The organism is Amycolatopsis albispora, assembly GCF_003312875.1.
GTDB lineage: Bacteria > Actinomycetota > Actinomycetes > Mycobacteriales > Pseudonocardiaceae > Amycolatopsis > Amycolatopsis albispora.
In genome coordinates, this window is sequence record NZ_CP015163.1 from 3,263,914 (window position 1) to 3,289,462 (window position 25,549).

General features: G+C 67.1%; 20 protein-coding genes and 1 pseudogene. 11 read left to right on the forward strand and 10 right to left on the reverse strand.

Features of this window, described 5'->3' with window-relative positions; all coding sequences use genetic code 11:
• Positions 1–44: 44 nt before the first annotated feature.
• On the reverse strand, positions 45–683 hold the full coding sequence (locus A4R43_RS42730; protein WP_162788473.1) for a hypothetical protein: 639 nt from the start codon (positions 681–683) through the stop codon (positions 45–47).
• Positions 684–923: 240 nt separating this feature from the next.
• Between A4R43_RS42730 and A4R43_RS15125 the strand changes: the two genes are divergently transcribed.
• Positions 924–1,298: a pentapeptide repeat-containing protein gene (locus A4R43_RS15125; RefSeq protein WP_162788474.1), complete on the forward strand. Its 375-nt coding sequence runs from the start codon at positions 924–926 to the stop codon at positions 1,296–1,298.
• On the opposite strand, the gene A4R43_RS15130 is transcribed toward A4R43_RS15125, so the two are convergent.
• Together A4R43_RS15130 and A4R43_RS15135 are read right to left on the reverse strand one after the other, a co-directional pair.
• Positions 1,248–1,622 carry a hypothetical protein gene (locus A4R43_RS15130; protein WP_205215340.1) on the reverse strand — a complete coding sequence of 125 codons (375 nt, stop codon included), beginning with the start codon at positions 1,620–1,622 and terminating at the stop codon, positions 1,248–1,250. The two genes, A4R43_RS15125 and A4R43_RS15130, sit on opposite strands and share 51 nt — an antisense overlap.
• Positions 1,623–1,919 (reverse strand): hypothetical protein, encoded by a 297-nt coding sequence (locus A4R43_RS15135; protein WP_113692917.1) that lies wholly within the window; start codon positions 1,917–1,919, stop codon positions 1,623–1,625.
• Between the two features lie 377 nt (positions 1,920–2,296).
• Here A4R43_RS15135 and A4R43_RS15140 point away from each other — a divergent pair, with 377 nt between their 5' ends.
• The 3 genes from A4R43_RS15140 to A4R43_RS15150 are packed head-to-tail and all read left to right on the forward strand — an operon-like array spanning position 2,297 to position 4,469.
• Entirely contained in the window at positions 2,297–2,725 is a 429-nt protein-coding gene (locus A4R43_RS15140; RefSeq protein ID WP_113697613.1) for a hypothetical protein, read from the forward strand.
• Entirely contained in the window at positions 2,722–3,864 is a 1,143-nt protein-coding gene (locus A4R43_RS15145) for a sensor histidine kinase (protein WP_236809021.1), read from the forward strand. The genes A4R43_RS15140 and A4R43_RS15145 overlap by 4 nt, the downstream gene beginning before the upstream one ends.
• Positions 3,861–4,469 (forward strand): response regulator transcription factor, encoded by a 609-nt coding sequence (locus A4R43_RS15150; protein ID WP_113692918.1) that lies wholly within the window; start codon positions 3,861–3,863, stop codon positions 4,467–4,469. Before A4R43_RS15145 ends, A4R43_RS15150 begins: the two co-directional genes overlap by 4 nt.
• Positions 4,470–4,780: 311 nt before the next feature.
• Here the strand turns inward: A4R43_RS15150 and A4R43_RS15155 are convergent.
• The 3 genes and pseudogenes from A4R43_RS15155 to A4R43_RS15170 form a co-directional block, all read right to left on the reverse strand.
• A pseudogene (locus A4R43_RS15155) lies at positions 4,781–6,060 on the reverse strand (IS256 family transposase).
• 934 nt (positions 6,061–6,994) lie between these two features.
• Positions 6,995–7,429, reverse strand: coding sequence for a peptidase inhibitor family I36 protein (locus A4R43_RS44765; RefSeq protein WP_113692919.1), 435 nt, complete (start codon positions 7,427–7,429; stop codon positions 6,995–6,997).
• Between the two features lie 1,259 nt (positions 7,430–8,688).
• Positions 8,689–10,461 (reverse strand): helix-turn-helix domain-containing protein, encoded by a 1,773-nt coding sequence (locus A4R43_RS15170; RefSeq protein WP_113692920.1) that lies wholly within the window; start codon positions 10,459–10,461, stop codon positions 8,689–8,691.
• Between the two features lie 235 nt (positions 10,462–10,696).
• On the opposite strand from A4R43_RS15170, the gene A4R43_RS15175 reads away from it, so the two are divergent.
• From A4R43_RS15175 to A4R43_RS42735, 5 genes are all read left to right on the forward strand, one after another.
• On the forward strand, positions 10,697–11,422 hold the full coding sequence (locus A4R43_RS15175; protein ID WP_113692921.1) for an NUDIX hydrolase: 726 nt from the start codon (positions 10,697–10,699) through the stop codon (positions 11,420–11,422).
• A 10-nt stretch (positions 11,423–11,432) separates the two neighbouring features.
• Complete coding sequence (locus tag A4R43_RS15180) at positions 11,433–12,386, forward strand: 5'-methylthioadenosine/S-adenosylhomocysteine nucleosidase (RefSeq protein ID WP_113692922.1); 954 nt, start codon at positions 11,433–11,435, stop codon at positions 12,384–12,386.
• Between the two features lie 11 nt (positions 12,387–12,397).
• Positions 12,398–15,061, forward strand: a complete 2,664-nt coding sequence (locus tag A4R43_RS15185) for an ATP-binding protein (RefSeq protein WP_113692923.1) — start codon at positions 12,398–12,400, stop codon at positions 15,059–15,061.
• Between the two features lie 719 nt (positions 15,062–15,780).
• Positions 15,781–16,155, forward strand: coding sequence for a hypothetical protein (locus A4R43_RS15190; protein ID WP_113692924.1), 375 nt, complete (start codon positions 15,781–15,783; stop codon positions 16,153–16,155).
• Between the two features lie 138 nt (positions 16,156–16,293).
• Positions 16,294–16,572 (forward strand): hypothetical protein, encoded by a 279-nt coding sequence (locus A4R43_RS42735; protein ID WP_162788476.1) that lies wholly within the window; start codon positions 16,294–16,296, stop codon positions 16,570–16,572.
• A gap of 76 nt (positions 16,573–16,648) precedes the next feature.
• Here A4R43_RS42735 and A4R43_RS15195 read toward each other — a convergent pair whose 3' ends face one another.
• From A4R43_RS15195 to A4R43_RS15205, 3 genes are all read right to left on the reverse strand, one after another.
• Positions 16,649–17,065, reverse strand: coding sequence for a P-loop NTPase family protein (locus A4R43_RS15195; protein ID WP_236809023.1), 417 nt, complete (start codon positions 17,063–17,065; stop codon positions 16,649–16,651).
• 118 nt (positions 17,066–17,183) lie between these two features.
• The gene (locus A4R43_RS15200) at positions 17,184–17,951 is read right to left on the reverse strand and encodes a hypothetical protein (RefSeq protein ID WP_113692925.1); all 768 of its coding nucleotides are present in this window, start codon (positions 17,949–17,951) and stop codon (positions 17,184–17,186) included.
• 27 nt (positions 17,952–17,978) lie between these two features.
• Positions 17,979–22,592, reverse strand: coding sequence for an RHS repeat-associated core domain-containing protein (locus A4R43_RS15205; RefSeq protein ID WP_113692926.1), 4,614 nt, complete (start codon positions 22,590–22,592; stop codon positions 17,979–17,981).
• 1,099 nt (positions 22,593–23,691) lie between these two features.
• Here A4R43_RS15205 and A4R43_RS15210 point away from each other — a divergent pair.
• On the forward strand, positions 23,692–24,159 hold the full coding sequence (locus A4R43_RS15210; protein ID WP_113692927.1) for a DUF4238 domain-containing protein: 468 nt from the start codon (positions 23,692–23,694) through the stop codon (positions 24,157–24,159).
• On the opposite strand, the gene A4R43_RS15215 is transcribed toward A4R43_RS15210, so the two are convergent.
• Complete coding sequence (locus A4R43_RS15215; RefSeq protein ID WP_113692928.1) at positions 24,153–25,010, reverse strand: transposase family protein; 858 nt, start codon at positions 25,008–25,010, stop codon at positions 24,153–24,155. The two genes, A4R43_RS15210 and A4R43_RS15215, sit on opposite strands and share 7 nt — an antisense overlap.
• 136 nt (positions 25,011–25,146) lie before the next feature.
• Here A4R43_RS15215 and A4R43_RS44770 point away from each other — a divergent pair, with 136 nt between their 5' ends.
• Complete coding sequence (locus A4R43_RS44770) at positions 25,147–25,494, forward strand: hypothetical protein (RefSeq protein ID WP_418190849.1); 348 nt, start codon at positions 25,147–25,149, stop codon at positions 25,492–25,494.
• Positions 25,495–25,549 lie beyond the last annotated feature (55 nt).

A 25,549-nucleotide genomic window follows, 5' to 3' on the forward strand; every position in this document is an offset into this window, starting at 1 on the left:
ATCATCACTCCCTGCACTTCGACTTCGAGCTCACCAAGCGCCCATCATGGAGCCAGGAAATCAAGCAGGTCCGGATGCGGCTGGTTTGGCTTCGGCATGCCAACAGTCGGCAGCTTGTTGATAGTTCCGACAGTGATAGGCGCCTTGAAGTCAAGGCCATAGGTGGCACCGCGGGTCGTGCTAAACTCCAAGTCGTCGGGACTGATGTCGACACCGATCGAAACGATCGTCGAATTAGTCAAGCTATCTGCCAGCGCAAGCCATGCGCCGCCAAAGTGCATGACCGCAGCTTCAACCCGGACACCGGACACCATCCAAGAAGTGCGAGGCCAAGTCGAAACTTGCGCCGTTTTAGACTCGAGATGCGCAATTACTTTTCGTCCGACGACGGAGCGAGATTCAGGCGTAGTCCATGGTTCCACGATGTCCATCAAGCGGCCAATCGGCCGACCAGGAGCGTTCAAGCCTAAGCCGACTTCAGCCTGGTCGGCACGCTTCGGTATGGTGCCGACCAGGATCGCCCTTCGATCGTCACTTGCTCGATGCCCCAGCCACACCGATGTCACAGCCGCCTTGTCAATCGACTCGACCCATTGCTTATGCTCGACATCGAGCCTCACGTCATAGACTTCGAATTCAAGAGCGGGCAGGAATTCATCATCAAGCGTCATACGTTCTGGCACTCGCACAGTCCTTCGCTACTTGATTCGTCGAGCTACGGCGTATTCACCAATTGTACCAGTCTACTCCCACCCCGCCGGCGGTGAGCCGACCGACGCCGCGCAGGCTTACACCATTAGGCCCGTAGCCCTACCACCGAGTTCCGCAGGCTCGCGCGAAACGGAACGTCCTGCGGCCGCCGATCGACACCGGCGATGCCGGATCTTTCGGTTGCCACCTGGCGACGAGTACAGGCCCGCCGTGTGGAATTCCTCCAGTGCCGCGGGATCGGCTGGCAACTCGAACTGGCGCAGGCGCAGGACGTGTTCGTCGAGGATTCCCGGCTGGACTACGCGGTGCTCCGGATCGAGAAGGTGAAGGGCCACCTCGTGCTGTCGGGATGTTCATTGCGGGAAGCGGTGATCACCGGTGATGTGTCGAACGTGCTCTTCACCGACTGCGACCTCACCGGCGCCGAGTTCCAGGCCACCAGGGCGGCCGGCTGCGACCTGCGCGGCTCCGAACTGACCGGTGCCCGCGGGCTGCTGACGCTGCGCGGTGCGACCCTGGATGCCAGCCAGGCCAGCTCAGCTGCCGCGGCGATCGTCACCGACGCCGGGCTCCTGCTCGGCGACTGACCTTCTTGTCCGGTCCGGCCGAAGAGCCTGGGCCGGGACGAGCTGGTCGGCGACGGCGAGCCGCTCGCGGCGGCCATCGGCGTAGGGCATCTCGAAGTCGACCACGCCGAGCCACTCGCCTTTCACACTCGAGAGCCAGCCGTGCAGGCGGCCGGGCACCTCCCCGGTCACGTCGAGACCGGCGGCCACCTCATGGCCCGGTGTTCCGGACGGGCGGGCGTAGAGCGCATCCAGGCGGACCCAGACAGCGGTGAAGACCGGGCGGCGTCCGCGGCCGTCGTCGTCAGTCCAGCGGGTGTAGGGCGTGTGGAGCACGGCACCCACCTACTGCAGGCTGTGACCGGCGTAGGGCTGGTCGTCGAACTCGGCCCGTTCGGCAACAGCTCCGCACGTGGTCAACCGCCACTGGCTGACCTGGTCTCCCTCGCCGCACGCCAGGCACTCCACCAGGATCCACCCCTGCTCGGCGACCGCGCGGAAACCGGCGGCAGGCAGCTGGTGGAGGCCTCGCTTGCAGGTCGCGGGCAGCACGACCACCCGCTCACCGAGGCCGTCGGTGCGGTAGCGCGCCTGGCCGTCGAGCGGGTGGTCGTCGGTGTGACTGTGAGCGATATCTGTCACTTGTGAGCGCTTGTTGTCACAGGCGCGGACGAGGCAACGCTGGGACAGTGTGACTGAGCGCTTCGATTGGCCAGTTGAGCGTCGTAGTTGGCCAGTCTGGCCCTCAGTTGGCCTCGATGGTTTCGATCACGTGTTGTGTGTGTCTCTGTCGAGAAGCTGTTTGAGGTCTGCGTAGTGCCGCGGCGATTTGCCGGTCTGGAAGTGATGCCAGATGGTGCCGTGGGCGGAGCGGTGGGCCCTTCACGAGGGATCAGCTGCCAGCGCAGATGTGAGGGAGTGGCGTGGCGCGCCGGATGTCCAGTTTCTGACAGATGTCATGACGAGGTGGTGGACAACGTCGCTACCAGCGGGAACGTCGGTTGATCAGCATTGAGGGCATGACGAAGCAGACCAATCCGACCGTGACCGTGACCGACCCCGACGCCCGCGAGAAGCTGCACATCGCCCAGGTACTACTCGGTGGCTACGCGGCAGTGAGCGTGCTGACCCTGCTGGCGATCGTGGTGTTCAGTGGCAATCCCGACATCGTTACCGATGCGGTGTGGATCCGCGGCTCGATCCTCGCCGTCGCTTCGCTGATCACCTTCGCGCTCGGTGTGTCCATGGCCAAAGGCTCGCGGGGCAACTACCGCAGGGTGCAGATCATCGCGCTGGCCCAGGTGGTGGCGATCGTCGTGATCGAGTCCATCCCCGGTGCCTTCCCGCTCTGGTTCAAGATCGAGAATGGCGTGTGCGGTGCGCTGCTGGTCATCGTCGTCCTGGCGACCGTCGCACGGGCTGTGCGCACCACCTTCGCGGCCCGGTGAGCGCATCCGCGCAGGTCCAGCCAGGTGGCGGTACGGTCACCGACGTGGAGGACCGGCTGGAATCCGAGGATCTGCGTGGCCTGGACGAGCGGCGCCGGCTGCTGCTCGCGCTGGGCATGCTCTGCTACCCGTTCCTGGCCGGCGTCGGCGTCGCCCAGCACACGCGCGGCGCCGGCCTCGTCGTCGGCTACCTGCTGCTGGTGGCCGTCTCCGCTTGCTACCTGGCCATCGTGGTGGCCTCGATGCGATCGGCATGGCGGGCCTACTGGTGGCTGCTGGCGCTCATGACGGTGCTGGCCGTGCTGGTCGCGCCGCTGGCGCACGAGAACGTGCTGATCCTCGCCGCGGTGATCGTGCCGGCAGCGGCAGCGCGCGTTGGCGGTCGAGCGGCGCTTGGTCTCGTGGGTCTGGGCGCCGCAGGGTGCGTCGTGGTGCCGATGCTGGTGCCCGGCTGGAGCACCGACCCGGCCTGGTACTACGCCGTGGCCGTGGTGTTCACCGCACTGCTGGTCCACGCCTTCAGCCGCACCGCTACGGCCAACCAGCAGCTGCGCGAGGCCAGGGCGGAAGTGGCCAGGCTGGCCTCGGAGGCCGAGCGCAACCGGATCGCCCGCGACCTGCACGACCTGCTGGGCCATTCGCTCACCGCCATCACCGTGAAGAGCGGCCTGGCCCGACGGCTGGCCGTCGGCGCACCGCCTGCGGCGCTGGCCGAGATGGAATCGGTGGAGCAGTTGGCCCGCCAGGCGTTGACCGACGTGCGGGCCGCGGTGTCCGGTTACCAGGACGTCACGCTCGCGGGCGAGCTCGCCCGCGGTCGGGAGCTGTTGCGGGCAGCGGGGGTCGCCGCCGACCTGCCCACCGCCTACGACGGGGTGCCGCCGGAACGGCAGGAGCTGTTCGGCTGGGTCGTGCGGGAAGGGGTGACGAACGTGGTGCGGCACGCGCGGGCCAGCCGGTGCACGGTCGAGCTGACCGCGTCCTCCGTGGAGGTGCGCGACGACGGGGTCGGCGGCCCGGCCGGCGCGGGATCCGGGCTGGACGGCCTGCGGGCCAGGGTGGCGGCGGCCGGTGGAATGCTGACCGCCGGCCCGTCGCGGCCCCGTGGGTGGTCACTGCGGGTGGAGGCGTCGGCATGACGATCCGGCTGCTGCTCGCCGACGACCAAGAACTGATCCGACAGGCACTGCACGTGATGCTCGACCTCGAACCGGACTTCGAGGTGGTGGCCTCGGTCGGCCGCGGCGACGAGGTGACCGCCGCGGCACTGGAACACCGCCCCCACGTCGCGCTACTGGACATCGACATGCCCGGGCTGGACGGACTCGCGGCGGCCGCCGTGCTCACCGCACAGGTACCCGACTGCCGCGTGATCATCCTGACCACCTTCGGCCGCACCGGCTACCTACGCCGGGCCATGGAGGCCGGCGCCGTCGGGTTCGTCGTGAAGGACGCCCCGGCCGACACACTCGCCGACGCCATCCGGCGGGTAGCGGCTGGCGAGCGGGTGGTGGACCCGGCGCTGGCCGCGGCCACGCTGGCGGCCGGCCAGTCGCCGCTCACCGCCCGCGAACGCGACGTACTCATCGCCGCCCGCTCCGGCGCCACCGTGGCCGAGATCGCGGCTCGCCTGTACCTCGCCGAGGGCACCGTCCGGAACTACCTGTCCGGGGCCACCACCAAAACCGGCACCCGCAACCGGATGGAGGCCCTGCGGGCGGCCGACGAGCGCGGCTGGCTGTAACCGCTCTCACCCCCGCCGCCGCCCGACCAGTCGGCCAGACAGACCCGAGCGGCCAGCTTCCCGAGGTCGGTGAGGAACGATGTGGTTAGCACGTCAGCCAGGGACAGCAACAGCCGCACATCCCCGGAGCTGCGAAACTTCTTGCTCAGGTAGGCACGCAGGCGTCGACCGTGTCACGAAGACCAGCCCGGGCAAACGGATCAAAGTCCCACTGGCCAACAACACGCTCAACTGGCCAACTGAAGCGCGCAGTCACACAGACAGGCGCTAGTTGGGGTCTGTCCCGTGATCGGTGTTTCCGGCGTTGTTGATCAGTAGGTTTCGGCTCCCTGCCAGCGGTCACCGAAGGTGATGGCGAAGGCGTTGATCACGGGCTTCCAGCGCATCGTCCATCGGGCGCGGCCTGTCCCGGTCGGGTCCAGGCTGCGGGTCACAAGATACAGGCACTTCATCGCGGCCTGCTCGGTCGGGAAATGCCCGCGTGCGCGGATCGCCCGCCGGTAGCGGGCGTTCAGCGATTCGATCGCGTTTGTGGAGCAGATCATCGCCCTGATCTCGACGTCGTAGTCGAGGAACGGCGTGAACTCATCCCAGGCGTTGCGCCACAGGCGAATCACCGCTGCGTGCTTCGCGCCCCATTTCTCTTCGAATTCGTCGAGAGCGGTCACCGCGGCGTCCGAGCTGGGTGCGGTGTAGATGGGTTTGATGTCGCGTTTCACCGCGTCCCAGTCCCGGCGGGACACGAGCCGGAAGGTGTTGCGGATCAGGTGAACAACGCAGGTCTGGACAATGGTTTGCGGCCACACGTTCGTCACGACGTCAGGCAGGCCTTTGAGGCCGTCGCAGACGAGGAAGAACACGTCCCGCACTCCGCGGTTCTTCAGGTCGATCAACACACTCATCCAGAACTTCGCGCCCTCGCCACCGACGCCCATCCACAGGCCCAGGACGTCCTTGCGACCGTCCACGGTGACGCCGATGGCGGCGTAGACCGGGCGGTTGGCGACCTGCCCGTCACGGACCTTGACGTGGATGGCGTCGATGAACACCGCGGCGTAGACCGCGTCCAGCGGGCGGCTGGACCACTCGTTCATCTCGGCGACGACCTTGTGGGTAATCCGCGAGATCGTCTCCTTCGACACCGCGGCACCATAAATCTCGTCGAAATGCGCCGAAATCTCCCCGGTAGTCATTCCCTTCGCGTACAACGACAAGACGATCTCGTCCACCTCGGTGAGCCGACGCTGCCGCTTCTTCACGATCTGCGGCTCGAAAGTGCTCTCCCGATCTCGCGGTACATTGATTTCGACCTCGCCCGCGGCGTCCGAGATCACCGTTTTCGCCCGGGTGCCGTTGCGCACGTTCGCCGACTCGCGATCCGGGCCGGCCTGGTTCTTCTCATGCCCGAGATGCTCGGTCATTTCCTCGTTGAGCGCGGTTTCCAGCACGTTCTTGGTGAACAGCTTCAGCAACCCGTCCGGGCCGGTCAGCGCCAGGCCCGCGCCTTGGCCTCGGCCACCATCGCCGCCGCGGCGGCCTGCTCCGGCGACAGCTCCCGCGCCGGCTTGGACTCACGCTTGCGTGGACTCACAACCTCAGATGTCATCACTCACAGTGCCCATCCCGCCGGACCTCAGCCCAGCGTGTCGGGCCGGAAACACCGATCTTGGAACAGTCCCGACCGCTCCCGTTTCACTCCAAGGGGTTGCCGGGTTGCCGTGGTGGTGGTGGGCCAGGGCGGGTGGCTTCCTTGGTTTCGCGGCGCTCGCGGGCGCGGCGCTGCTGGCGGGATTCGCTCACCCCGGCCATGTCGGCACTCGAACACCGCCACTGCCGAGTGCGCGCAGTCCCCCCTCTGCATTTCCGTGACGGCGCGTCGTATCGCCGAACGAACCCACAACATCGTCCGCTGGACCGAGCGCGACCGCGGCGGCCACTTCCCGGGGCTGGAACAGCCCGCGACGACGTCGCACCTTCTACCAGCAACTGCGTCGCGCGGGTCGGCTCGATCGTCGTCAGGCCCATCGCGGTAAGACGTGGCGCCGGCGGCAACGACCGGGGGACGCGTCGGCCGCGTGCTGCGGCGAGGGCGGTGTTGGCCGTCGTAGGGCGGGCCGAGCTCGCGTTTGGGCTGGTGGCAACCTCGGTAGTTCTTGTATGGGGGTCACGTCTGGGGCGACGTTGCCGTAGCCGCTGTCGGCGAGCAGGTGCAGACTGGTGCGGTGGACGTGGTCGCGAATGTGTTGGTAGCGGGCTGTGGTGGTGTAGTTGGTCGAGCCGGGCAGCCTGTCGGAGATCCACAGCAGCCAGCGCCGGCGTGACCCGGTGGCGCGGCGGTGCGCGCGGATGATCCGGGTGAGCTTGGTGAGTGTCCGGGGTAGGCAACGCGATCGCAGACGGGGAGAAAGCATAGCGAAGCTCCTGGTAGTGCATGTTTGTTGGCCGATACACGCGCCTACCAGAAGCTTCGCGGTGTCCAGCTCGACGATACCCTCACCAAGCCAAACCAGGTTGGAAAAGGCTCATTACACTGGTCGGCAAGGGGTCGCGGGAGTGTGCGGATGGAGGGAGCTGATGTTCAGCTCTCGGCCGTACTGCCAGGTGTTTCCCCGCCAGTTTCCGACCTTCCACAGACCTCTTTCGAATTTAATGTCGATATAGGTGCACCAAACGGTGCCGGTCCGATTCCAGACCGAACGAGTCTTGTCGCCCCAGTCGCCTCGGGGGTGAGCGACATTGTGCAAATTGGACTCACCACCAGAACCAATATCATAGCCTAGCATATTGCCCGTGCCATCACGGCCGTCCCACATGCAGAAGAAGCCAGCTGGGCAATCCGAGTATGCGGCAACTGACACAGTTCCATCGCTGCTCGGTGCCGCATGAGCGGTGGCTGCGGGCGCGGCGGCGACAAGCGCGGCTAGTCCTAGCGCGGCGCATAGACCTTTGAACTTGGGCATGCTTTTGTTTCCTTTCTCGATTGTTAGTGCTCCACGTTCCGGTGGCGTCCTCGGTCCCCCTCGGAGCGAGGCGCTGTTTCCGGCGACCGGCCTTGGTCGGGATTGGCCAGTACGACAATCACCGTCTCGCACGCAACCCCCGGTGTCACCATCAGCCGCTAAGCAGAGGCTTCGGTGAACAGACGGGCAAGCGGTGGACTCGGGTACACCGAGGCAGCGGTGCGTACTGGCCGCGCTCGCGGGCGACTCCGGGCAGGCCGTGCTGGTTAGACCGGCTGGTTGAGCGGGCCTGAAGACCCTCGCTTTACCGACTGTGCTGCGATGGTCCAGAAGGTGCCCTTGTTGCCGGTCACGGCCTTGAAGGGCAGCGGCAGAGCTGCCTCAGCGGTGTCCGCGGTTGCGATTCTGGCGGACAATGCCGGACGGGCGGCGAGCGGGCGAAAAGCCGTTTCATTGCCTCTCCCTCGATTGTTGGTCACTTGCTCTTGGGTCGGCCGTAGTCCTCTGTGGGCCGGCGGCCGAGGGACCTCGATCCGCTGCATGTTCAACGCGAGTCCCGGAGATCGTTGTACGCTGTTTGCTGTGTCCGGCGCCGGAACTCTGCAGCCGGACAACAACGTCCGGACAAGGGTTGAGGTGGGTTCGAGAGCCGTCGCCAATAGTCGGTGAACGACGTCGTCAGCTCGCTACGCAGGTGGTCCGCCGGTGACGCAAGAACCTCCCGCGCCTGCTCACAGCCCGCGGGAGCCACCTCGTCGTCGGTCACGGCACTGACCACAAGTCCGACCGACCTCGGTCCGGGTGTGTTCACGTTGCCAGTGAGTGCTTGGGCTTCGCGGCGGGCCGGTGCCCCAGTCCCGATCGTCGGCGGCGAGGCCCGTGTCGAGCATTGCGCGTCGTCGACCGAGGAAGTCCTGCCGATGGGTCCGGTGCATCAGGGTGATGACGACGATGGACATCGGCTGGTGGAGCTGGCTGGACCTGACGAAGGCCGCGGGCACGGGCCCCCGGCGTTCGCTATTGGTAGTCGCCAGGGTGCTTGTGCCGCCTCCGCGCTCGGCCTGACCCCGACCAGAGTGGCGCCTTCAGCGACTCACTGCTGGCCGACCGGCTCGGCTTGGACAACATCGGCCACACTCCGCTGTATCTGCTTGCCTCGGGTACGCCGGCCGTAGAGGTCCCGAGGTGTCCCGCCATAGGCGACCTCGCGCGCCCTTCCAAGACACCGCCCTGGGCCGCACCGGCCTCGACCGGTAAAGTCATTTGTCGAGTGCGCGACGTGGCGTACTGCCTGGAGTCGCCACCTGGAGCCAGTGCGACCCAGCGTCGGCTAACGTCGTTGACCTCGGGGAATGGGCTGCCGTGGTGCACGGGTAGGCCATGATCGATATCGCCATGAGGAATACCAGTACGACGGACACGACGAGTCGCCGTTGGCGGAGTGTCATCCGTCGGCGTGTGTCGTGATCCCGTTTCTCAGCGGCCACGCTGGCGTCGAGAAACGCTCGCTCCGCGGTGTTCGGATACCAGGTGCGGTCGGCCCAGGCGCGGAGGAGTGCGAGTCGGGTACCGCGGAGCAACGCGCTGCGGTCTCGGTCGTGACGTTCCCACAGTGCGGTGGCATCGCTAAGTTCGCGGTGGAGCCGCCGGCCCTCGCGGTCTTGGCCCAGCCACGCCCGGAGACGCGGCCACACGTGGACCAGTGCCTCGTGTGCCAGTTCGAGATAGTTCGTGCCACGCACCAGCAGCCGTGCCCGGATGAACAGCCCGACGACGTCGGCGACAGCGGGGTCGTCGTGCAGTTCCCGCACCTTGACGGCGCACGCAACGTCCTGGGCTTCCTCACCGGGTGCAGTCAGTCGTTGAAACACATAGCGGGCAGCGTTTTGCCGCTGTTGGTCAAGCGCGGTGAAGACGGCTTCGGCGGTGTTCGCCAAGGCAGCGTCGAAGCCTCCGCTGGCTTCGAAAGCGGCGAGGGTGAGGGTGTTGCCTTTGCGGCGCCGCCACGTCTCGAGCAGGGCCTGTGATAGCCACGGCAGCGCACCAGACTGATTGTGTGCGAGCGCTACGAGCGTGGCGAGCAAGCCGCTCTCGACCGCGCACCTGGCACGGCCAGCCGGCTGGGAAATCGCCCGGCGCAGCTCGTCCGGACTCATCGGGCCGACGGCGACCTTTGCGCCCCGGAGAGCGTCGGCTAGCTCCGGGAGCCGCACGCACTGCGGCAGAACGTCAGCACACACACCGAGCACGACGCGGCAGCGGCTGTCGTCAGCCGTGGCCGCGTTGAGTAGCGCGGCGACAAACCGCGTTCGTTCGTGATCGTCCTGGCAGGTCGTGAACAGTTCGTCGAACTGGTCAACGATGATCACCACGTCGCCCACCGCTGGGCAGGAGCCAACCAGCTGCGAGACCTGCCGGTGCAAACCTCCGGAGTCGCTCATCAGATCCTCGCGCACGCTCGCCACGGCGTTCTTGGTGAGCGCCGCGAGCCGGATCGCGCACTCCTCAAAAGGGTGAGCACCGGGGGTGGACATGAGAACGAGGCCGGTCAATCTCGGGACTAGGCCGGCGTGCAGCAGCGAGGACGTCCCGGATCCCGACGGGCCGACGACCGCCACCAGTCTCTGTTGCGTGATCCGGTGGAGAAGGTCATCAACAAGGCGTTCACGGCCGAAGAACCACTCGGCGTCCTCGCTGCCGTAGGCACGCAGGCCGACATACGGCGCACCTTCGGAGATCGGACTGTCGGCAGGCGTGGCCGCGGTGCTCAGCTCCACGGCGACCGACCGCCACCGCTGCTCCCACTCCTCGACGTCCCCGCCACAAGCCCGCACATACGCCAGCGTCACCTCCAGGCTCGGCAACCGGCGCCCACCGGCCGCGTCAGACAACGTCGTCGACGAGTAGTGCGCACGCCGCGCCAATTCCCGATACGGCGGACTACCTGCCTTCACCCGCAGGGCCCTCAGAGCAGCGGCAAAGTGCGAAAGGGCGGAACCATCCGACTCCAACGGCCGTTCAGCACGCGGCATGCCTACCAACCCCTGCCAGGCCGGCTGCCGTCTCCGCGGCCACCGGCCCGAAGCTGGCGAGGCAGAACCCGGCGACCACACCGAGGAGCAGCAGGACCGCGGCGACCTTAAGAGCGCGCGAAGCCGACAAGTGAACCCGCATCACAACCCCTTTTCGTCAGTCAGACGTTAAGAGTCTTCACGCTAGCCGCCTGGCCACCTTGTTGTCAAGGTGACGAGAAGCTACGGTGGTGACATGCCTCAAGATCTACAACACCGACCCAAGGTCGCTTTGGCCGTCGACCTGGCGATTTTCACCGTGCGCGAAGATCGATTTCAAATCTTGCTCGTGGAACGGGCTAATCAGCCTTACCGCGGCCAGTTGGCGTTGCCTGGCGGTTTTATCGATACCGATGATGAAGACATCGATGTCACCGCTGCCCGGGAACTGGCAGAGGAGACCGGGCTGACGGCCGATCGGCTGCATCTGGAACAGTTACGTACCTACGGCAGGCCAGATCGTGATCCTCGGGGAAGGGTGGTGACCGTGTGCTACTTGGCATTGATGCCCGATCTGCCCATTCCCGTCGCGGGCGGGGACGCTCGCTCCGCGCGCTGGGCACCGGTCGACGCGATCCTCACTGGCGAGGTGCACTTGGCGTTCGATCACCAGGTGATCGTTTCCGACGCGGTGGAACGCGCCCGCGGCAAACTCGAATATTCCAGCCTGGGCGCGGCCTTCTGCCCGGCGGAATTCACGATCAGCGAACTCCGCCGCGTGTACGAGATCGTCTGGGGACAGCAGCTCGATCCCCGCAACTTCCACCGCAAGATTACCAGCGTGGCAGGGTTTCTTGTGCCCACCGGTGAGCGAACGACCCGGGACGGTGGCCGCCCCGCCGCCCTCTACCGGCGCGGACCGGCCACGGTGATGCACCCGCCGATCCTGCGCGGACACAACCAGAACCATTCGGAAAGATGACAGGTAACCAATGAATAGCACGCCCGAGCCCACCATCGTGGTCCTGACCGCACTCGACGTGGAATACGCCGCCGTGCGCGCCCTGCTGCGCAGCCCTCGAGTAGAGCACCACCAGGCGGGGACACTGTTCGAAGTAGGTCAGACGCCGAATGGTCAACGAACCGTCGTTCTTGCCCGCACCGGGCAAGGGAACCAAGCGGCAGCCGTGATCACCGAACGCGCCATCACCACCTTCGCACCCCAGGCGTTGCTGTTCGTCGGCGTCGCCGGTGCCCTCGATGACGACCTCGAATCCGGGGACATCGTCGTAGCGACCAAGGTCTATGGCTACCACGGCGGCAAGGAAGAAGACAGTGGCTTCCTCACCCGGCCGCAAGCCTGGGAAGCCTCCTACGTTCTCGAGGAACTCGCACGCCACACCTCGCGACTCGGCGCCTGGACCGCCCTCGTGCAAGACTCCCCCAACGCGCAGCAGCCCCAGGTGCATTTCAAACCGGTCGCGGCCGGTGAAGTCGTCCTCAACTCCCGAACCACCCCACTCGCGGCACAACTGCACACCACCTACAACGACGCCGCCGCCATCGAAATGGAAAGCGCCGGCGTCGCCAAAGCAGGTCACCTCAACCACAACCTGCCCACCCTCGCGATCCGCGGTATCAGCGACAAGGCCGACGGCAACAAACACACCGCCGACAAAGCCGGCGGCCAACCCATCGCCGCGGCCAACGCAGCCGCCTTCGCCATCGCCCTCACCGAAACAATCCCCGCAGACGGCAAGCGACACACCTCGAATACGGAGGGTGCGGCACGGGGCCAGAAAGATCCTGGGCCAGGCGCCACGCACCCCGACACGACGGTGACCGATTCAGACGGAAGCCGGGCGGGAAAGTACCGCATGCTACTGCGGGACAACAAAGGCGTGCAGGCAGGCGAGCACAACACCCAGCACAACACCTTCAACTGACCCCATCGTCCATGCCCGCTAACCCACCCGGTCCGGAACAGACACCTGCCGCTTCCCAGCCGCAAGGTCAGCTACCGCCGACGCACGAGGTCCGCAACAGCCAGGGCGTCCAGGCAGGCCACTACAACACTCAGAACAACTACTACGTCCATCAAGCCGCTGGGACCGGCGCGGCCGCGGTTGTCACCACCGTGACCGGCAGCGCCGAGCACGCGGGAGAGCTCTTAGTCGGCCGAGACGACCAGCTCGAGCGGCTGCTGAATCTGCTCGCACCCACCGAGCGGAACCCGGGCCCCGTGGTGGTGGCCGGGATGGGCGGGATAGGCAAGACAACCCTGAGCAGCCACACGGCCTCAGTCGCCGCGGACCGGGGCTGGTTTCCCGGCGGCGTGCTCTTCGTGGACTTGCGCGGCTACGACCTTGACAACCACCAAGTCCAGCCCGAGCGCGTGTTCGCGTCGATGCTGCGGATCCTCGCACCCGACGATCAGGTCCCGGCCACCGTTGACGAGCAGGCAGCGGCGTATCACCAGGTTCTAAGCAGGCTCGCGACCCAGCGACGACGAGTATTGCTGGTCTTGGACAACGCCGCCACCAGCACACAGATCGCGGACCTCGTGCCACGGGCCGGACTGCATCGAACGCTGATCACCAGCCGCGACACATTGAGTTTGCCCGGCGCCCATCAGTTCAACCTCGACGTCATGCACGCCCACGACGCACTGCAACTGCTGAGTGCCATCCTCACCCGCCGGCGGCCCGGCGACCGACGAACCGCCAGTGAACCGGACGCCGCGAAACGTCTGGCGGTGACAACGTGCGGTGCGCTGCCGTTGGCGGTAGAAATCACCGCCTCAGTTCTGGCCGACGAGCCCGACCTGTCCATTACAGACCTGATCGCCGAACTCGAAACGGTGGGCGGGACCGGAGTCCACCGCCTGCCCGCTGGCGAACGCACCGTCGGTGCGGTGATCGACCAGTCTTGGCATCGGCTACGCACCCGCCACCCCGACGCCGCACGCCTGCTGCCCCTTCTGACTCTCAACCCCGGCTCGGACTTCCACACCGACGCCGCCGCCGCTCTCGCCGGCCACCCACCAGCAGCGACAGTGTCGTGGCTACGGACACTGCGCCACGCAAGCCTCCTGCGCCGTACCGAAAGCGGCAGGTGGACGATGCACGACCTCATCCGCAACCACGCCCGCGACCACCTCCACCACAGCGACACCCCGGACCCAAACACGGCAACTCAGCGGCTGCTCGACCACTACGAACAAACCACCAAAGCGGCAGACCGTCACCTGCGAGACCTGGCCGGCGACCTTGAGTTTGAACGGTTCACTAGGCGAGAAGATGCGCTCGCCTGGTTAGACGCCGAACGAGCCAACCTTGTCGCCGCAGTCGGCCTCGCTCTCACCGGTCGCCAACATGACCTCACCACCCGTCTCGCCGCCGCATTGGACGAGTATTTGCACTGGCGGCATCACGTCTCCGACCGACTCACCGTCAGCGAATATTCCCTCATCGCTGCACAGCACCTCAACATCCCCCGGACGCTCGCGGCCTCCTTGAACTATTCTGGACTCGCTTTGCGCGGGGCGCGGTGGTTTGGCGAGGCGATCACCGCTCTCCAAAAGGCCCGCGACCTCTACGGAGAATTAGGCGACCGCCACGGCGAAGGGAGAGCGTGGAACAACCTCGGAAACGTACTCCGGCAGGTGCGGCGATTCGACGAAGCCATCACCGCCCACCAGAACCACTTGAAGATCTGCCGCGAGCTAAACGACCACCACGCCGAAGGCGTGGCGTGCAACAACCTCGGAAGCGCGCTCCAAGAGGTGCGGCGATTCGACGAAGCCATCACCGCCCACCAAAAAGCCCGCGACCTCTTTCAAAAACTAGGCGACCGCCACGCCGAAGGAAGAGCGTGGAACAACCTCGGAAACGCGCTCCAAGAGGTGCGGCGATTCGACGAAGCCATCACCGCCCACCAAAAAGCCCGCGACCTCTTTCAAAAACTAGGCGACCGCCACGCCGAAGGAAGAGCGTGGAACAACCTCGGAAACGCGCTCCAAGAGGTGCGGCGATTCGACGAAGCCATCACCGCCCACCAGAACCACTTGAAGATCTGCCGCGAGCTAAACGACCACCACGCCGAAGGCGTGGCGCGCAACAACCTCGGAAACGCGCTCCGGCAGGTGCGACGATTCGATGACGCCATCACCGCTTGCCAGAAAGCCCGCGACCTCTTTCAAGAACTAGGCGACCGCCGCGGCGAAGGGGGATCGTGGAACAACCTCGGAAGCGCGCTCCAAGAGGTGCGGCGATTCGACGAAGCCATCACCGCCCACCAAAAAGCCCGCGACCTCTACCGAGAACTAGGCGACCGCCACGCCGAAGGAAGAGCGTGGAACAACCTCGGAAACGCACTCCGGCAGGTGCGGCGGTTCAACGAAGCCATCACCGCCCACCAGAACCACTTGAAGATCTGCCGCGAGCTAAACGACCACCACGCCGAAGGCGTGGCGTGGAACAACCTCGGGCTCGCGCAAAGGGATTCGGGGCGCCCAGAGGAGGCAAAAGCTGCCGGCACAGAAGCGATCTCGGCGTTTCGCATGGCGGGGGACGCACACAATGAGAACGCCGTGAATGGGTGGCTGAACGAGCTGTCTTAGTGCCCTGAGTCACTGGCCCGACAGATTAGGATATTGCCATTTTGGCGCCCCAGAGATTTTGATATTCGAGGGTGCCGTCCCCCGAGGGCCGCAACAGAATGCGGCGCTTACGGCCGGTGTTGACCACCCTAAGGTAGGTTGGCCAACGTATCCGGTTGCTGGAGGGGCGAGTGGAGGACGACGGTCGCGCCTCCGGCTGCGCTGAGGCCAGCCAGGATCGCGGCGGGTACGTTCCGGCGGCGAGGTAGGTCAGGATCGCGGCGGTCGTGCCGCACACGAACGCGATCAGCAGGACCACAGCGGCCCGGCCTCGCCACGTCGCCTGACGTGCCCGAGCGAACCGGAGCCGGTCTACTGCGATCTCGACAGCTCGCTGCTGGTGCGCCAGCAGCGGGCGGACCAGGTGCGCGGCCAACAGTCGTTCCCACCACAGCGCCATCGCCGGCACACACACCACACCGGGAGAGACTTGGCGACGCAGCGGCCCACAGCACCGGTCAACGTCGTCCAGCCATCGCCCTCGCCTTGGCCGCCAGGCCTGTGGGGATCGGCAACGATCACCATCTCCGCACCGGCCCGCTGCGCCGTGCCGCAAACCGCGCGCCACCGCCGCGGCCCACCCACCGCCGGGCAATGGATCGAACAGACGCTCGGTGTCAGCCGGACCGGAGAAAAACGCGCTCCGCGTTCTGGTGTCGCCGTCCGGGCTGGTATCGACTGTGGACGATCCGCACGGCGGATTCAATGCCGATCGCCTGCGCGGCTTTGACGGCTTGTGCGCCCTGCACGCAGGTAACGCGGACCATGCACATGACAGCCTCACCCAGTCAGTTTCCGCCTTGCGATTGTCGCAAGACGCCGTCCAACTCGGCATCGTCAGCAGCACGGACCTAGCGCTCGCACGCTTGCGGCTCGGCGACCCAGCTGCCTGCGTCGAGCTTATGCACGAAGCCGTCGACATCACCGCGACGACGGGCGGACGGGTCGCCGCGCAACGGATCAGGCTAGCCCGGCGCCACCTTCGGCCATGGCGAAGCGAAGCCTTTCTGGCCGAACTCGACGACCATATCCACGACACCCTCCTCGGACACTGATCAAGATCAACTTGCTGGCCGTACCGGGTAGTGGCACATGGAGCGGCCACCGAGCGCACCCTGGTCTACGGACAGGTCCACTGCCCGAACCTGGCGGCGACACCACTACTCGACAACGTCCGACTAGCTCGCACTGTCTTGACCGTACTGACGCATCACGGGCTCAACGACGTCGCGCGCCACCTGGACATCCCGATACCCGCCGACCGGCACCGGGCGATGGCCGACGTCGAACTCACCCTCACCGTACTGACCCGCCTGCTCGGACTGGGTCCGTGGTGCGGGCTGCACGGCCTTGAACGCGACGCTCGGCTGGAGCCCAAGGACCCGACAACAGACACCACAGAGCAGGAAGCCTGTTCTAACCGACCCACGACCCGACAACCGCCACGCGGCTGTGGCGCGAGGCGCTTCTGATGGGGAGTCTTCGAGCTTGGCCGCGACTGCCAGATCCACACCGTCGCACGCTGAGCGGACCGGAGCGCGGCGGCGGTCACCTGTCGGGGGCGCTGCCCAAGGCGGCAGAAGTGGCCGGGTCGGTGTCTCGTTTGTGCTGCTGGTCGAAGACTTCGGCGAGGATGCGCCCGACAGTGTCCTGCAGGCTGGAGGTCGGCGGGACGAGTTGCTCGCCGTCGAGCCCGAGCAGGTCCCGTCCGCGGTACCACTCGCGCATGTGCTCGGGGCCGAACTCGGCCGCTTGCGGCCGGGTCGCGTGCCGGCGCAGCGATTCCTCGAACGAGACGTCCAGGTAGTAGACGCCGGTGCGGCCGCGGTGATCGGCGGCGAGCTCGCCGAGCATGTCGCCGTAGTGCTCGGCGGGCAGGATGCCTTCCACGATCACGTGAAAGCCGTTGTCGAGGGCGTAGCGCGTCACGGTCGAGAGGAGTCCGATGTTCACGCCGCCGGGCACGTCCCGTTCCCTGAGGATGGTCCGGCGGATGGCGCTTGATTCGCGGAACGCATGTGATCGCGATCGAGCGCGACGCTACCTCTGATCGTCAGTGCCCCACCACAGTACTTCGTCGGGTTCAGCTAGGAAACTCGCTGGTGCCAGCGTCGAGGTTCGGGCCGTACAGTGCGGACTTGATCGTCTCGCGCAGGTCCTCGAGCGTGGTCTGGCGAGGTTCCGCACCCGGAGCGGTGATGGTCCAGGTGTCGGTCCATTCGACGGTGTAAACCTCGTGCTGGTAGTTCTCGAACTCGACAAAGAGATCGGAGTTGTTCTCGTTCCGGGCTATCCACGAAACCAGGAGCTTGGGCCGGTCGAATTCGCGGTCCGCCGGAAGGTTGCCGGTGTTCCCGCGGAACCGCATCTTCAGGTACGGGCGGGGTTCGCGCCCCCATTTGGTGCCCGGCACCCCCGCCGCGCGGTTGTAGCGGTACTCCGCGTCGGCCTCATCTTCGTCGCCGGTGAACTCGCAGCGGAACGCCGGGATCAGGGCGCGCACCGCCGAGTTCAGCTCGGGGTCGTCGGGATAGAGGCGGTGGATCGCCGGGCTGACCGCCACCACGGTGTCGAAGGCATAACCCTCGTGGGTGAACCCCTCGGCCAGCACCAGCGGCCGCTCCGGGGCGGCGATCAGCTCGTCGCCGTGTTCCCTGGCGAAGGACAGGATCGCGATCGCGAGACCTTCGTCGAACGAATCCAGCGCGTACGCCTGGAAGGCGTGCTTGCCGTCGGCGGACAGCGCGGCGCTGAAGTCGAAGCCCGGCGCGTGCGACCAGTGCCACGCGTCGGGCAGCTCGCCGAGGCTGGTCACGTTCGGCATCGCCGAATAGTGCTCGGTCAGGTCCACGGCCTACCTCCGTTTTGTGCGGCCCGGTCAGTGACTCAACGTACAGGGGTGCCTCGGCCCTGGCGCCTGGTCGGCGTAGCGCTCGGTCATCTTCCCCCCACCGGAGGAGTTCTCCGACCGGCCCATGGCCTCCATGTCGTCGGTCCTGTTGTACCAGTCCGCCCGTTCCGCGTCGGTCATGTTGTAGCCCTCTTCGATCCAGTGCCTGGCCACCGGCGGAACGTGCTCGTAGGTCAGGTTCGTCCGGCCTTCCGAGTCGTAGTAGGGAATCTCGCGACCGGTCGCGTCGCGCCAGGTCAGCTGGTCGTGCGGGATCCGCTCGCCGGTCGTCGGGTCACGCGGCGTGCCGCCCTGCGCCCGGCCCTCGTCGGTCCACTTCGCGGCCATCTCGTCGTGTGTCTGCTGCCGGTAGCCGCTCGGGTATTCGGTACTCCGGTTGTGCACGTGGTCGGCGGGCGGCAGGGCCGGGTCGCGGGCGAACCGGCCGCTGGCCGGGTCCTGGTACCCGGCCAGGCCGAGCGGGTCGGCCACGGCCAGCGGGTTGGCCACGTAGGTGTAGTGGTTGGCCGACGGGGACAGCCCGAGCGGGTCCGGCGAGAGGTACCGCGCGGTGTGCGGGTCGTAGTAGCGGTGCACGTTGTAGTGCAGGCCGGTCTCCGCGTCGTGGTACTGGCCGGGGAAGCGCAGCGGGCAGCTCGTCCCGGCCGACGCGGACACGGCGAGCTGGTTGCCCCACAGCCCGGTGGTCTGGTACCAGGCCACCTGGCCGTCGGCGTCGACCAGTTCGGTCGGCGTGCCGATCAGGTCGGCGACGATCGCGTGGAACCGCGTGTCGATGATCTCGGCGGGCGCGTCGGCCAGCCACGAGCGGGAGGTCTGGGCGACCGGTTCGGCACTGCCGGAGCGGTAGTCCCACGCGGTCACGGTGGTGGTGCCCGCGACCGTGCGCCGCTCCTCGGCGAGCAGCGTGCCGTCCCAGGCGAAGGTGATCTCCTCGGCGATCGTGCCGTCCTCACCGAGGCGGTACTTGGCCAGCCGTCGCCCGAACGGGTCGTAGGTGTAGTGCCAGCGCACCCCTTCGGGAGTGGTCACGGCGACGAGCTGGTGCAGGTCGTTCCACTCGTACTCGCGCACCAGCCGCCGTCCCGACAGGGTGCGCCGGACCTGCCTGACCACCCGGCCCGCGGCGTCGTAGTCGTAGGAGACGCGGCCGGCGGCCCGCAGCAGCACCCCGTCCACCTGCCGCGGTCCGCCGGTCGCCGGGGAGTCCTCATCGGACGGTTCCGGGCCGGGATCGGCGGCGACCACGTTGCCGAGCGCGTCGTAGGCGTACCGCTCGGACCAGGTACTCGCCCGCACCCCGGTGACCCGGCCGCCGGGGGTCAGTTCGTAGACCCGGTCGCCGCGCAGCCGGTCGTCGATCGCGGTCAGCTGGCCGTCCGGGCGGTAGCGGAAGGTCCGCTGCTGCACCGCGCGCACCTGGCCCCGCGTGCCGGGGGACGCGGCCGCGGAGAACAACGCCTGGCCAGTGAGCCTGCCGAGGTCGTCGTAGGTCTGGGTGAGCGTGGCGTTCGCCCCGAGCCGGCGCAGCACTTCGTTGCCCGCCTGGTACTCGAAGGCGATCGTGCCCGCCGTGCCGACCAGCTCGGTCTCCCGGCGCAGCTCGTCGTAGCGCCACGTGGTCTCGATGCCGGACGGGGTCACCCGCCGGGTCCGGCGGCCGACCGCGTCGAACTCGCTGCGCACGGCCCGGCCGTTGATCGACTCGACCAGCGGGTGGCCGAGCAGGTCCCGCTCGTAGGTCACCTCGGTATCCCCGTCGCCGACCCGGCGCAGCCAGCCGCCCTCGTCGTACTCGAAGTCGGTGTGCCGCCCCGCCACGGACTGCCGGAGCACGCGGCCGCGGACGTCCCTGGCCAGCTCGACCACCGCGCCACCCGCTTCGGACCGCCGGACGAGGCTGCCCATCGCGTCCACCTGGTAGTCCACCACCCGGCCGGTGAAGTCCTGCTCCCCGACCAGCTGGCCCACCGGGTCGTAGCGGTAGGACCAGACCTGCCCGGCGGGATTGGTCACGCCGGTGAGCCGCAGTTCGGTGTCGTAGGCGAAGGTGTGCCGGATGCCGTCCTGCCCGGTGCGGGCGATGAGCATGCTGAACGGGCCGTACTCGCGGGTGCTGACCGCCCCGCTGGCCGAGCGGCTGCGCACCAGGTTGCCCTCGGCGTCGTAGACCCGCTCCTCCCGGTTGCCGTCCGGCCCGACCCGCCAGGTCGGCGCACCTTCCACGGTCCAGCCGTACCGGGTCACCCGGCCGCGCGGGTCCACGGCCTCGATCACCCGGCCGAAGCCGTCGAGCCGGAAGCGGGTGGTCTCGCCCAGCGGCGAGGTGATCGACAGCGGACGGCCGGTGCCGTCGCTGGTGTAGCTCCACCGGCCGCCGTCGGCGTCGATCGTGGCGGTCAGGTGGCCGCGCTCGTCCAGCTCGTTGGTCACCACCGCGCCCAGCGGGTCCACAGTGGACAGCAGGCGGCCCGCGTGGTCGTAGGTGTGCCGCCAGACCCCGCCGTTCGGCCGGGTCACGCGGACCGGCAGCTGCCAGCGCGGGTCGTACTCGATGGTGGTCTGGGTGCCGTCCGGGTACACGATGCGCACCGGCTCGCCGGTCTCGTCCCGCTCGTAGCGGGTGACGTTGCCGTTCTTGTCGGTGTAGGAGATCAGCCGGTGCAGGCGGTCGAACTCGGGCCGTTCGACGTTGCCGTTCTGGTCCACCACCGCGCTGATGTGGTTGTGCTCGTCGTAGTGGTACTCGATCCGGTGACCGAGGCTGTCGGTGACCACGGTGACGCGGTTGTCCAGGTCGTAGTCGAAGGTGGCGTTGAGGAAGCCGCCCAGCCCCTCACCGCGGACCACCCGGCCGTCGTCGCCGTAGACGTAGCGGTAGCGGTAGCCGTTGCGGTCAACCCATTCGACGATCCGGTCTACGTCGTCGTAGCCGTACTCATAGGGCACGCCGGTCGAGTTGACGATGCCGGTGAGCCTGCCGCGGTTGTCGTACCGGAAGGACACCACCGGCTGGTCCGTGCCCTGCGGGCCCGCGCCGAGCAGCCGGTACCCGGCGATGCGCGTGCCCGCGGGACCGCGCACGGTGTCAACGGCGACCCGGTACCCACCGGAATGGGTGACGGCGACCGGGGTGCCCGCTTCGTCGCGCAGGTAGTCGACGCGGTGCCCGCTCCGGTCGGACAGCGCGCTGATCAGCCACAGGTCCGGATCGGCGGCGCTGGCGGTGAAGTGCCGGGTCCAGCCGGAGCCGGGATCGGTGATCAGGTAGGTCTCGGTGGCCGCGTCCCAGCTCAGCCGCCACCGGGCGCCGAAGGCGGGCAGCACCGGTTCCCCGTTGCGCGCGGGGTGCGGGTAGCTGAGCACCTCGGCGTCCTCGCCCAGGTAGCGGACCCTGGCGTCGGTGAGCACCAGCCGCTGGTCGAGCGTGCACGCCCAGCCGGGGCCGAAGGAGCGGCCGTCGAGATACCCGGAGGCGTAGGACCGGACGAGCAGCAGCGGCAGCAGGCCGGGCAGGGTGACGTCGGTGCCCGCGGTGATCATCTGCCCGGAAACGGTGTCAACCGGGTCACCGCCCTTGCCGTCGCAGCCGCCGACGCCTTCGGACTTCTGCCCGCCGGTGGCGTCCGGATCACCCTTGCCCGGCGACTTGCTCGGCGACGTGCCGCCCGGCGAGGTCGAGCCCGGCCCGTCGGCACCGCTGGGTGTGGTGTCCGTGCCCGACGGGGTGGTGTCCGGCGAGTTCGGAGTGGTGTCGGGAGACTTGGGCGGGCCGCCCTTGGCGCTTGACGGCGTGGTGCCGCCGCCCGGTTTGCCGCCCTTGCGCAGCATCTTGGACAGCTTCTCGATGATCTCACCGAGCTTGTCGATGATCTTGCGGATCTTCGGCGAGACGTTGCCGATGGTCTTGACCAGCTTGCGGATGAAGTCGCTGATCTTGCTGATCGTCTTCGAGATGGCGGTGGTGGCCTGCACGGCGATCGCGGGCGTGGCGAACCCGAGCGTGGCGGCGGCTTCCAGCGCCCAGGTGATCAGCTTGCCGACCAGTTCGGCCACCAGGTCGCGGACCAGCTCGCGGACCGTGGCCACCACGGTGCCCATGATCATCACACCGGCGGAGATGCCGTCCGCCAGCGAGGCCGCTCCGGCCAGCGCGTCGGCCTGCTCGGCGGCGGCACCGCGGTAGGCCTCGGCACCCTCTCCCTGCCAGCCCGCGGTGCCGTTGTTGACCTCGTTGGTCAGGTCACCGGCGATCGTGTTGACCTCGGCGGCGACGTTGGCCCAGGTCTCGGAGAACGACTGGATCACCGGTGGATCCCCGGCCAGCCAGTCCAGCGCCTCCTTCAACGGCTGCACGTGCTCGATCAACCACGACACCCCGTAGGAAGCGAGTGTGCCGATCGGGTCAACCACCATCGAGAGGACCTCGAGCCCGACCCCGACAGCCCCCAGCCCGGCCTCAACCCAGGACCCGTCCGATACCCCGTTGGCCAGATCGACCGCCGACTCCGCGATCCCGATCCCGGTCACCCCGGTGGTCTGCGACTGCGCCTGCGCTACCAGCGGATTCCCCTCGGACACAGCCAGCCCCCTCAGTTCGACGTCCCGATCTGACGATTTCACCTACCGCCGCGGTTCCGCCACCACCAAACCGTCGTGATTTCCTTCCATTCATCGGAAAATCCACACCAGTACGCTGGGGGCGGCATCGTAAGGCCAGTCGACGAGGGGACTTGCTGCCCCTATACCTGAGCTGACCGCGTCAAGCGGCCAGCGCTGATGTCGTCGGTGGCGGTCCAACGGACACAAGCCTCCTGCTGCGCTGCAGCATCTGTTGGCGCCGCGTCGAGCTGGCTGCTGCGTTCGCGACAGGCAGCTGCCGTGATGATGGACGCAATTGCGCACACCGCACACAAAGGCCTTATCACTGGTTCGGCGGTGTTGCTCCGCCTGGCAAGAGGCAAGGGTTTAGGGTGCCTCCCCAGCCGAATGCCGCCCAATGGCAGATTCGTTCAAGTTATGGCGAAACGCGTTTGCGGAATGTGGCCGTTACCGAGCGTTCTGGCGAGGAGTCGGGATACCAGCTTCGTCGCACCGGTCCCTCGGCCCAACCCGGCTCCTTGCCGCCGAACTGATCGTCAATCCACACGAGCGGGCAATCGCCGATCCACCGCCGGATCGGGCCGATCTTGGCCGACCAGCCGAACGCGGGCCCGCGAGCTGCATTCTCGACCACCGGCAGCTCCGGCAGCCCTACCGGGGCGCGATCCGGTCGGCGGCGACCCTGCCCCAGTTGGTTGCCCAGGCCAGCTCGACCTCCCGGGCCAGCAGCTCCGTCGCAGGTCACAAGGTGTGGTCCGCGCGAGCGAGGGTAGGCCGGGAGACTTCCTGCCACTGCTGGCCGAAGCCGGCTGGTCCCCGCGCGAGCGGGGTCCATCGCCAGGTCAGGGCCGCGGTAGCAGTCCGCCGACGGCGGCTATGGCCATCGTCCGCCCCTGCCCATCCGGGGCTACCTGTTGCCGTCGATACTGGCTGCTAAGAACCCGGCACTTGCGGTTAACCAAGAGGCTACCGAGATCCAAATATGTCACCCTGTGGCGATGAACATGGCGAAGCGCCATCATTTCGTCCCACGCGCCTATCTGGAGCGCTTTGGTAGAGATGACCGGGTGGCAGTGAGGTGGCGAGACCGGGGCGCGTCATTATCACGCGCACGCTCAAAGTCGCCGTCGAGTCAGGCTTCTACACGACAGAAGCACAGGGCGGCAGCGCCTCGGCAGTCCTCGAGGATCGCTTGGCCGATATCGATGGTGAGGCTAACCGAGCTTTCGAGGCCGTGATCGCGAACGGCACCCTACCTGCTCCAAGTTCCACTGAACGAGAGACGTTGGCCTACTACTTGGCCATCCAGAAGTCGCGGACGCCGGAGGCTCGCGCGTTTGCCTCATTCCCCACCGATGTCCTCGCCTACGCAGGAGACCGCACGGTAGACCGTGGCCTCATTGCCGAGTACCTGGAACAGGTCCACCTGGGATTCAAACCCTCCGCAGGCGAGATATCCGGCGCGCTGACCTTCGTGCAGGCATCCACAGAACTTTATTCGCCGCTAACGAGGAACGAGATTGTCACACTGAGGTTTTCTCAGTAGCGGTCTTGGTGCTCGAGTTGGGTGAGTACCAGGGCCGCTTTGATGATGGTGCCGATGTGGCTGGGGCTGAGAGTGACCCGCTGGAGGGCTCTCCAGCGGGTTTTGAGCAGGGCGGCGGCGCGTTCGCCGCGGGCCCGCAGACTGTTGTGGAGCGTGTTGTGGCTGTGCTGGTCGATGTGCAGCGGCCGTCCGTGCAGGGGGTGGTTGCCGGGGGCGCCTTTGAACGGGGTGCGGATACCGATCCCGGCGGCGTGGTAGGCCTTGTCGGCCAGGATGGTCAGGCCGTGTGCGGCGGCGGCGCAGAGTGGGCCGATGATGCCGTGGGTGCGGGCGGCGGTGAGGTCGTTGACGGTGCCGGGTAGCTGCTCGGAGCACCACAGGGGGAATCCGTCGGCGGTGGCCAGGAACTGGATGTTGGCGCCGAAGGCGCGGTGTTTGCCGGAGTACCAGCGATGCACCCGGCTACCGGCGGTCCGGCCGCGGGTTTTACCGACGGTGCCGGCGACGCGGGTGGTGCGGACCAGGGTGCCATCGAGGATGAGGTGGGTGTCCCCGGCGGCCAGGCGCTGGGCCAGCACGTCGGGCAGCTCGGGGGCTTGGCTGGCCAGTGCGGTGAGGCCTTCGTGCAGGTAGCGGTAAGCGGTGGCCAGGCCGATGTGGTTGTCGGTGGCGAGGTTTTTCACCCGGGTGGCGTCGCGGAGCCAGCGCAGGACCAGCACGGCGTGGCCCCAGACCGTTAGTGCCCGGCGGCCGGTGCGGGTGCCGCGGCGGGCGCGTTCGTCGGCCAGGAGCTGGGCGAGGTACTGGCCGATCGGGCGGTCGACATCGAGCGTGGCACGATAGGTGGTCACGGAGAGCCTTCGCGGTCGGACTTGATCTTCGCAAATCCAGTCCTAGCAAGGCTCTCCGTCCTCGTTCCCACCACCCCCAACACCCGCTACTGAGAAAACCTCACTACCGCTGAGCACCATTGAACAGGTGGTCGATGTGCTACTCGACAAGCGCTGGAGCCTGGAGATAGCACGCAAGCCGCGTCTGATCACCTCAGACACACCGATGATAGTCCGGCACCAGGAATCCTACATGGATCGATTCCGAGGCAGAGGAATCGTCGACGCCGAGGAGATTCGGTTCCCGCTCGGTCCAGGTCACCAGATCGTCCTCACATCTAAATCGAGGCCAGCGACCGAGCGGATCGAGCCGAGTGGGTACGGCAATGCAACGCCGACCAGGACGAAGCAGACATCTGTCGCCGTGATCTCGCCGTCGTTCTTGCGGGTCTCCGCGTCGGCGAGACAACCGGCCCCGACTGTAAGAAGGTGTCCAAGCTGCTAGAGGTCGGCGAGGTCCAGGCGCGCGCCGTGCCGCGCGTCCGCAGTCGATACAGCAC

Excerpts from the sequence above, each read along its gene's own strand:
- A4R43_RS15150 (WP_113692918.1), top strand. The coding sequence starts at position 3,861 with ATGACGATCCGGCTGCTGCTCGCCGACGACCAAGAACTGATCCGACAG.
- A4R43_RS15140 (WP_113697613.1), top strand. The coding sequence starts at position 2,297 with ATGACGAAGCAGACCAATCCGACCGTGACCGTGACCGACCCCGACGCC.
- A4R43_RS15185 (WP_113692923.1), top strand. The coding sequence starts at position 12,398 with ATGCCCGCTAACCCACCCGGTCCGGAACAGACACCTGCCGCTTCCCAG.
- A4R43_RS15175 (WP_113692921.1), top strand. The coding sequence starts at position 10,697 with ATGCCTCAAGATCTACAACACCGACCCAAGGTCGCTTTGGCCGTCGAC.
- A4R43_RS15180 (WP_113692922.1), top strand. The coding sequence starts at position 11,433 with ATGAATAGCACGCCCGAGCCCACCATCGTGGTCCTGACCGCACTCGAC.
- A4R43_RS44765 (WP_113692919.1), bottom strand. The coding sequence starts at position 7,429 with ATGCCCAAGTTCAAAGGTCTATGCGCCGCGCTAGGACTAGCCGCGCTT.
- A4R43_RS15170 (WP_113692920.1), bottom strand. The coding sequence starts at position 10,461 with ATGCCGCGTGCTGAACGGCCGTTGGAGTCGGATGGTTCCGCCCTTTCG.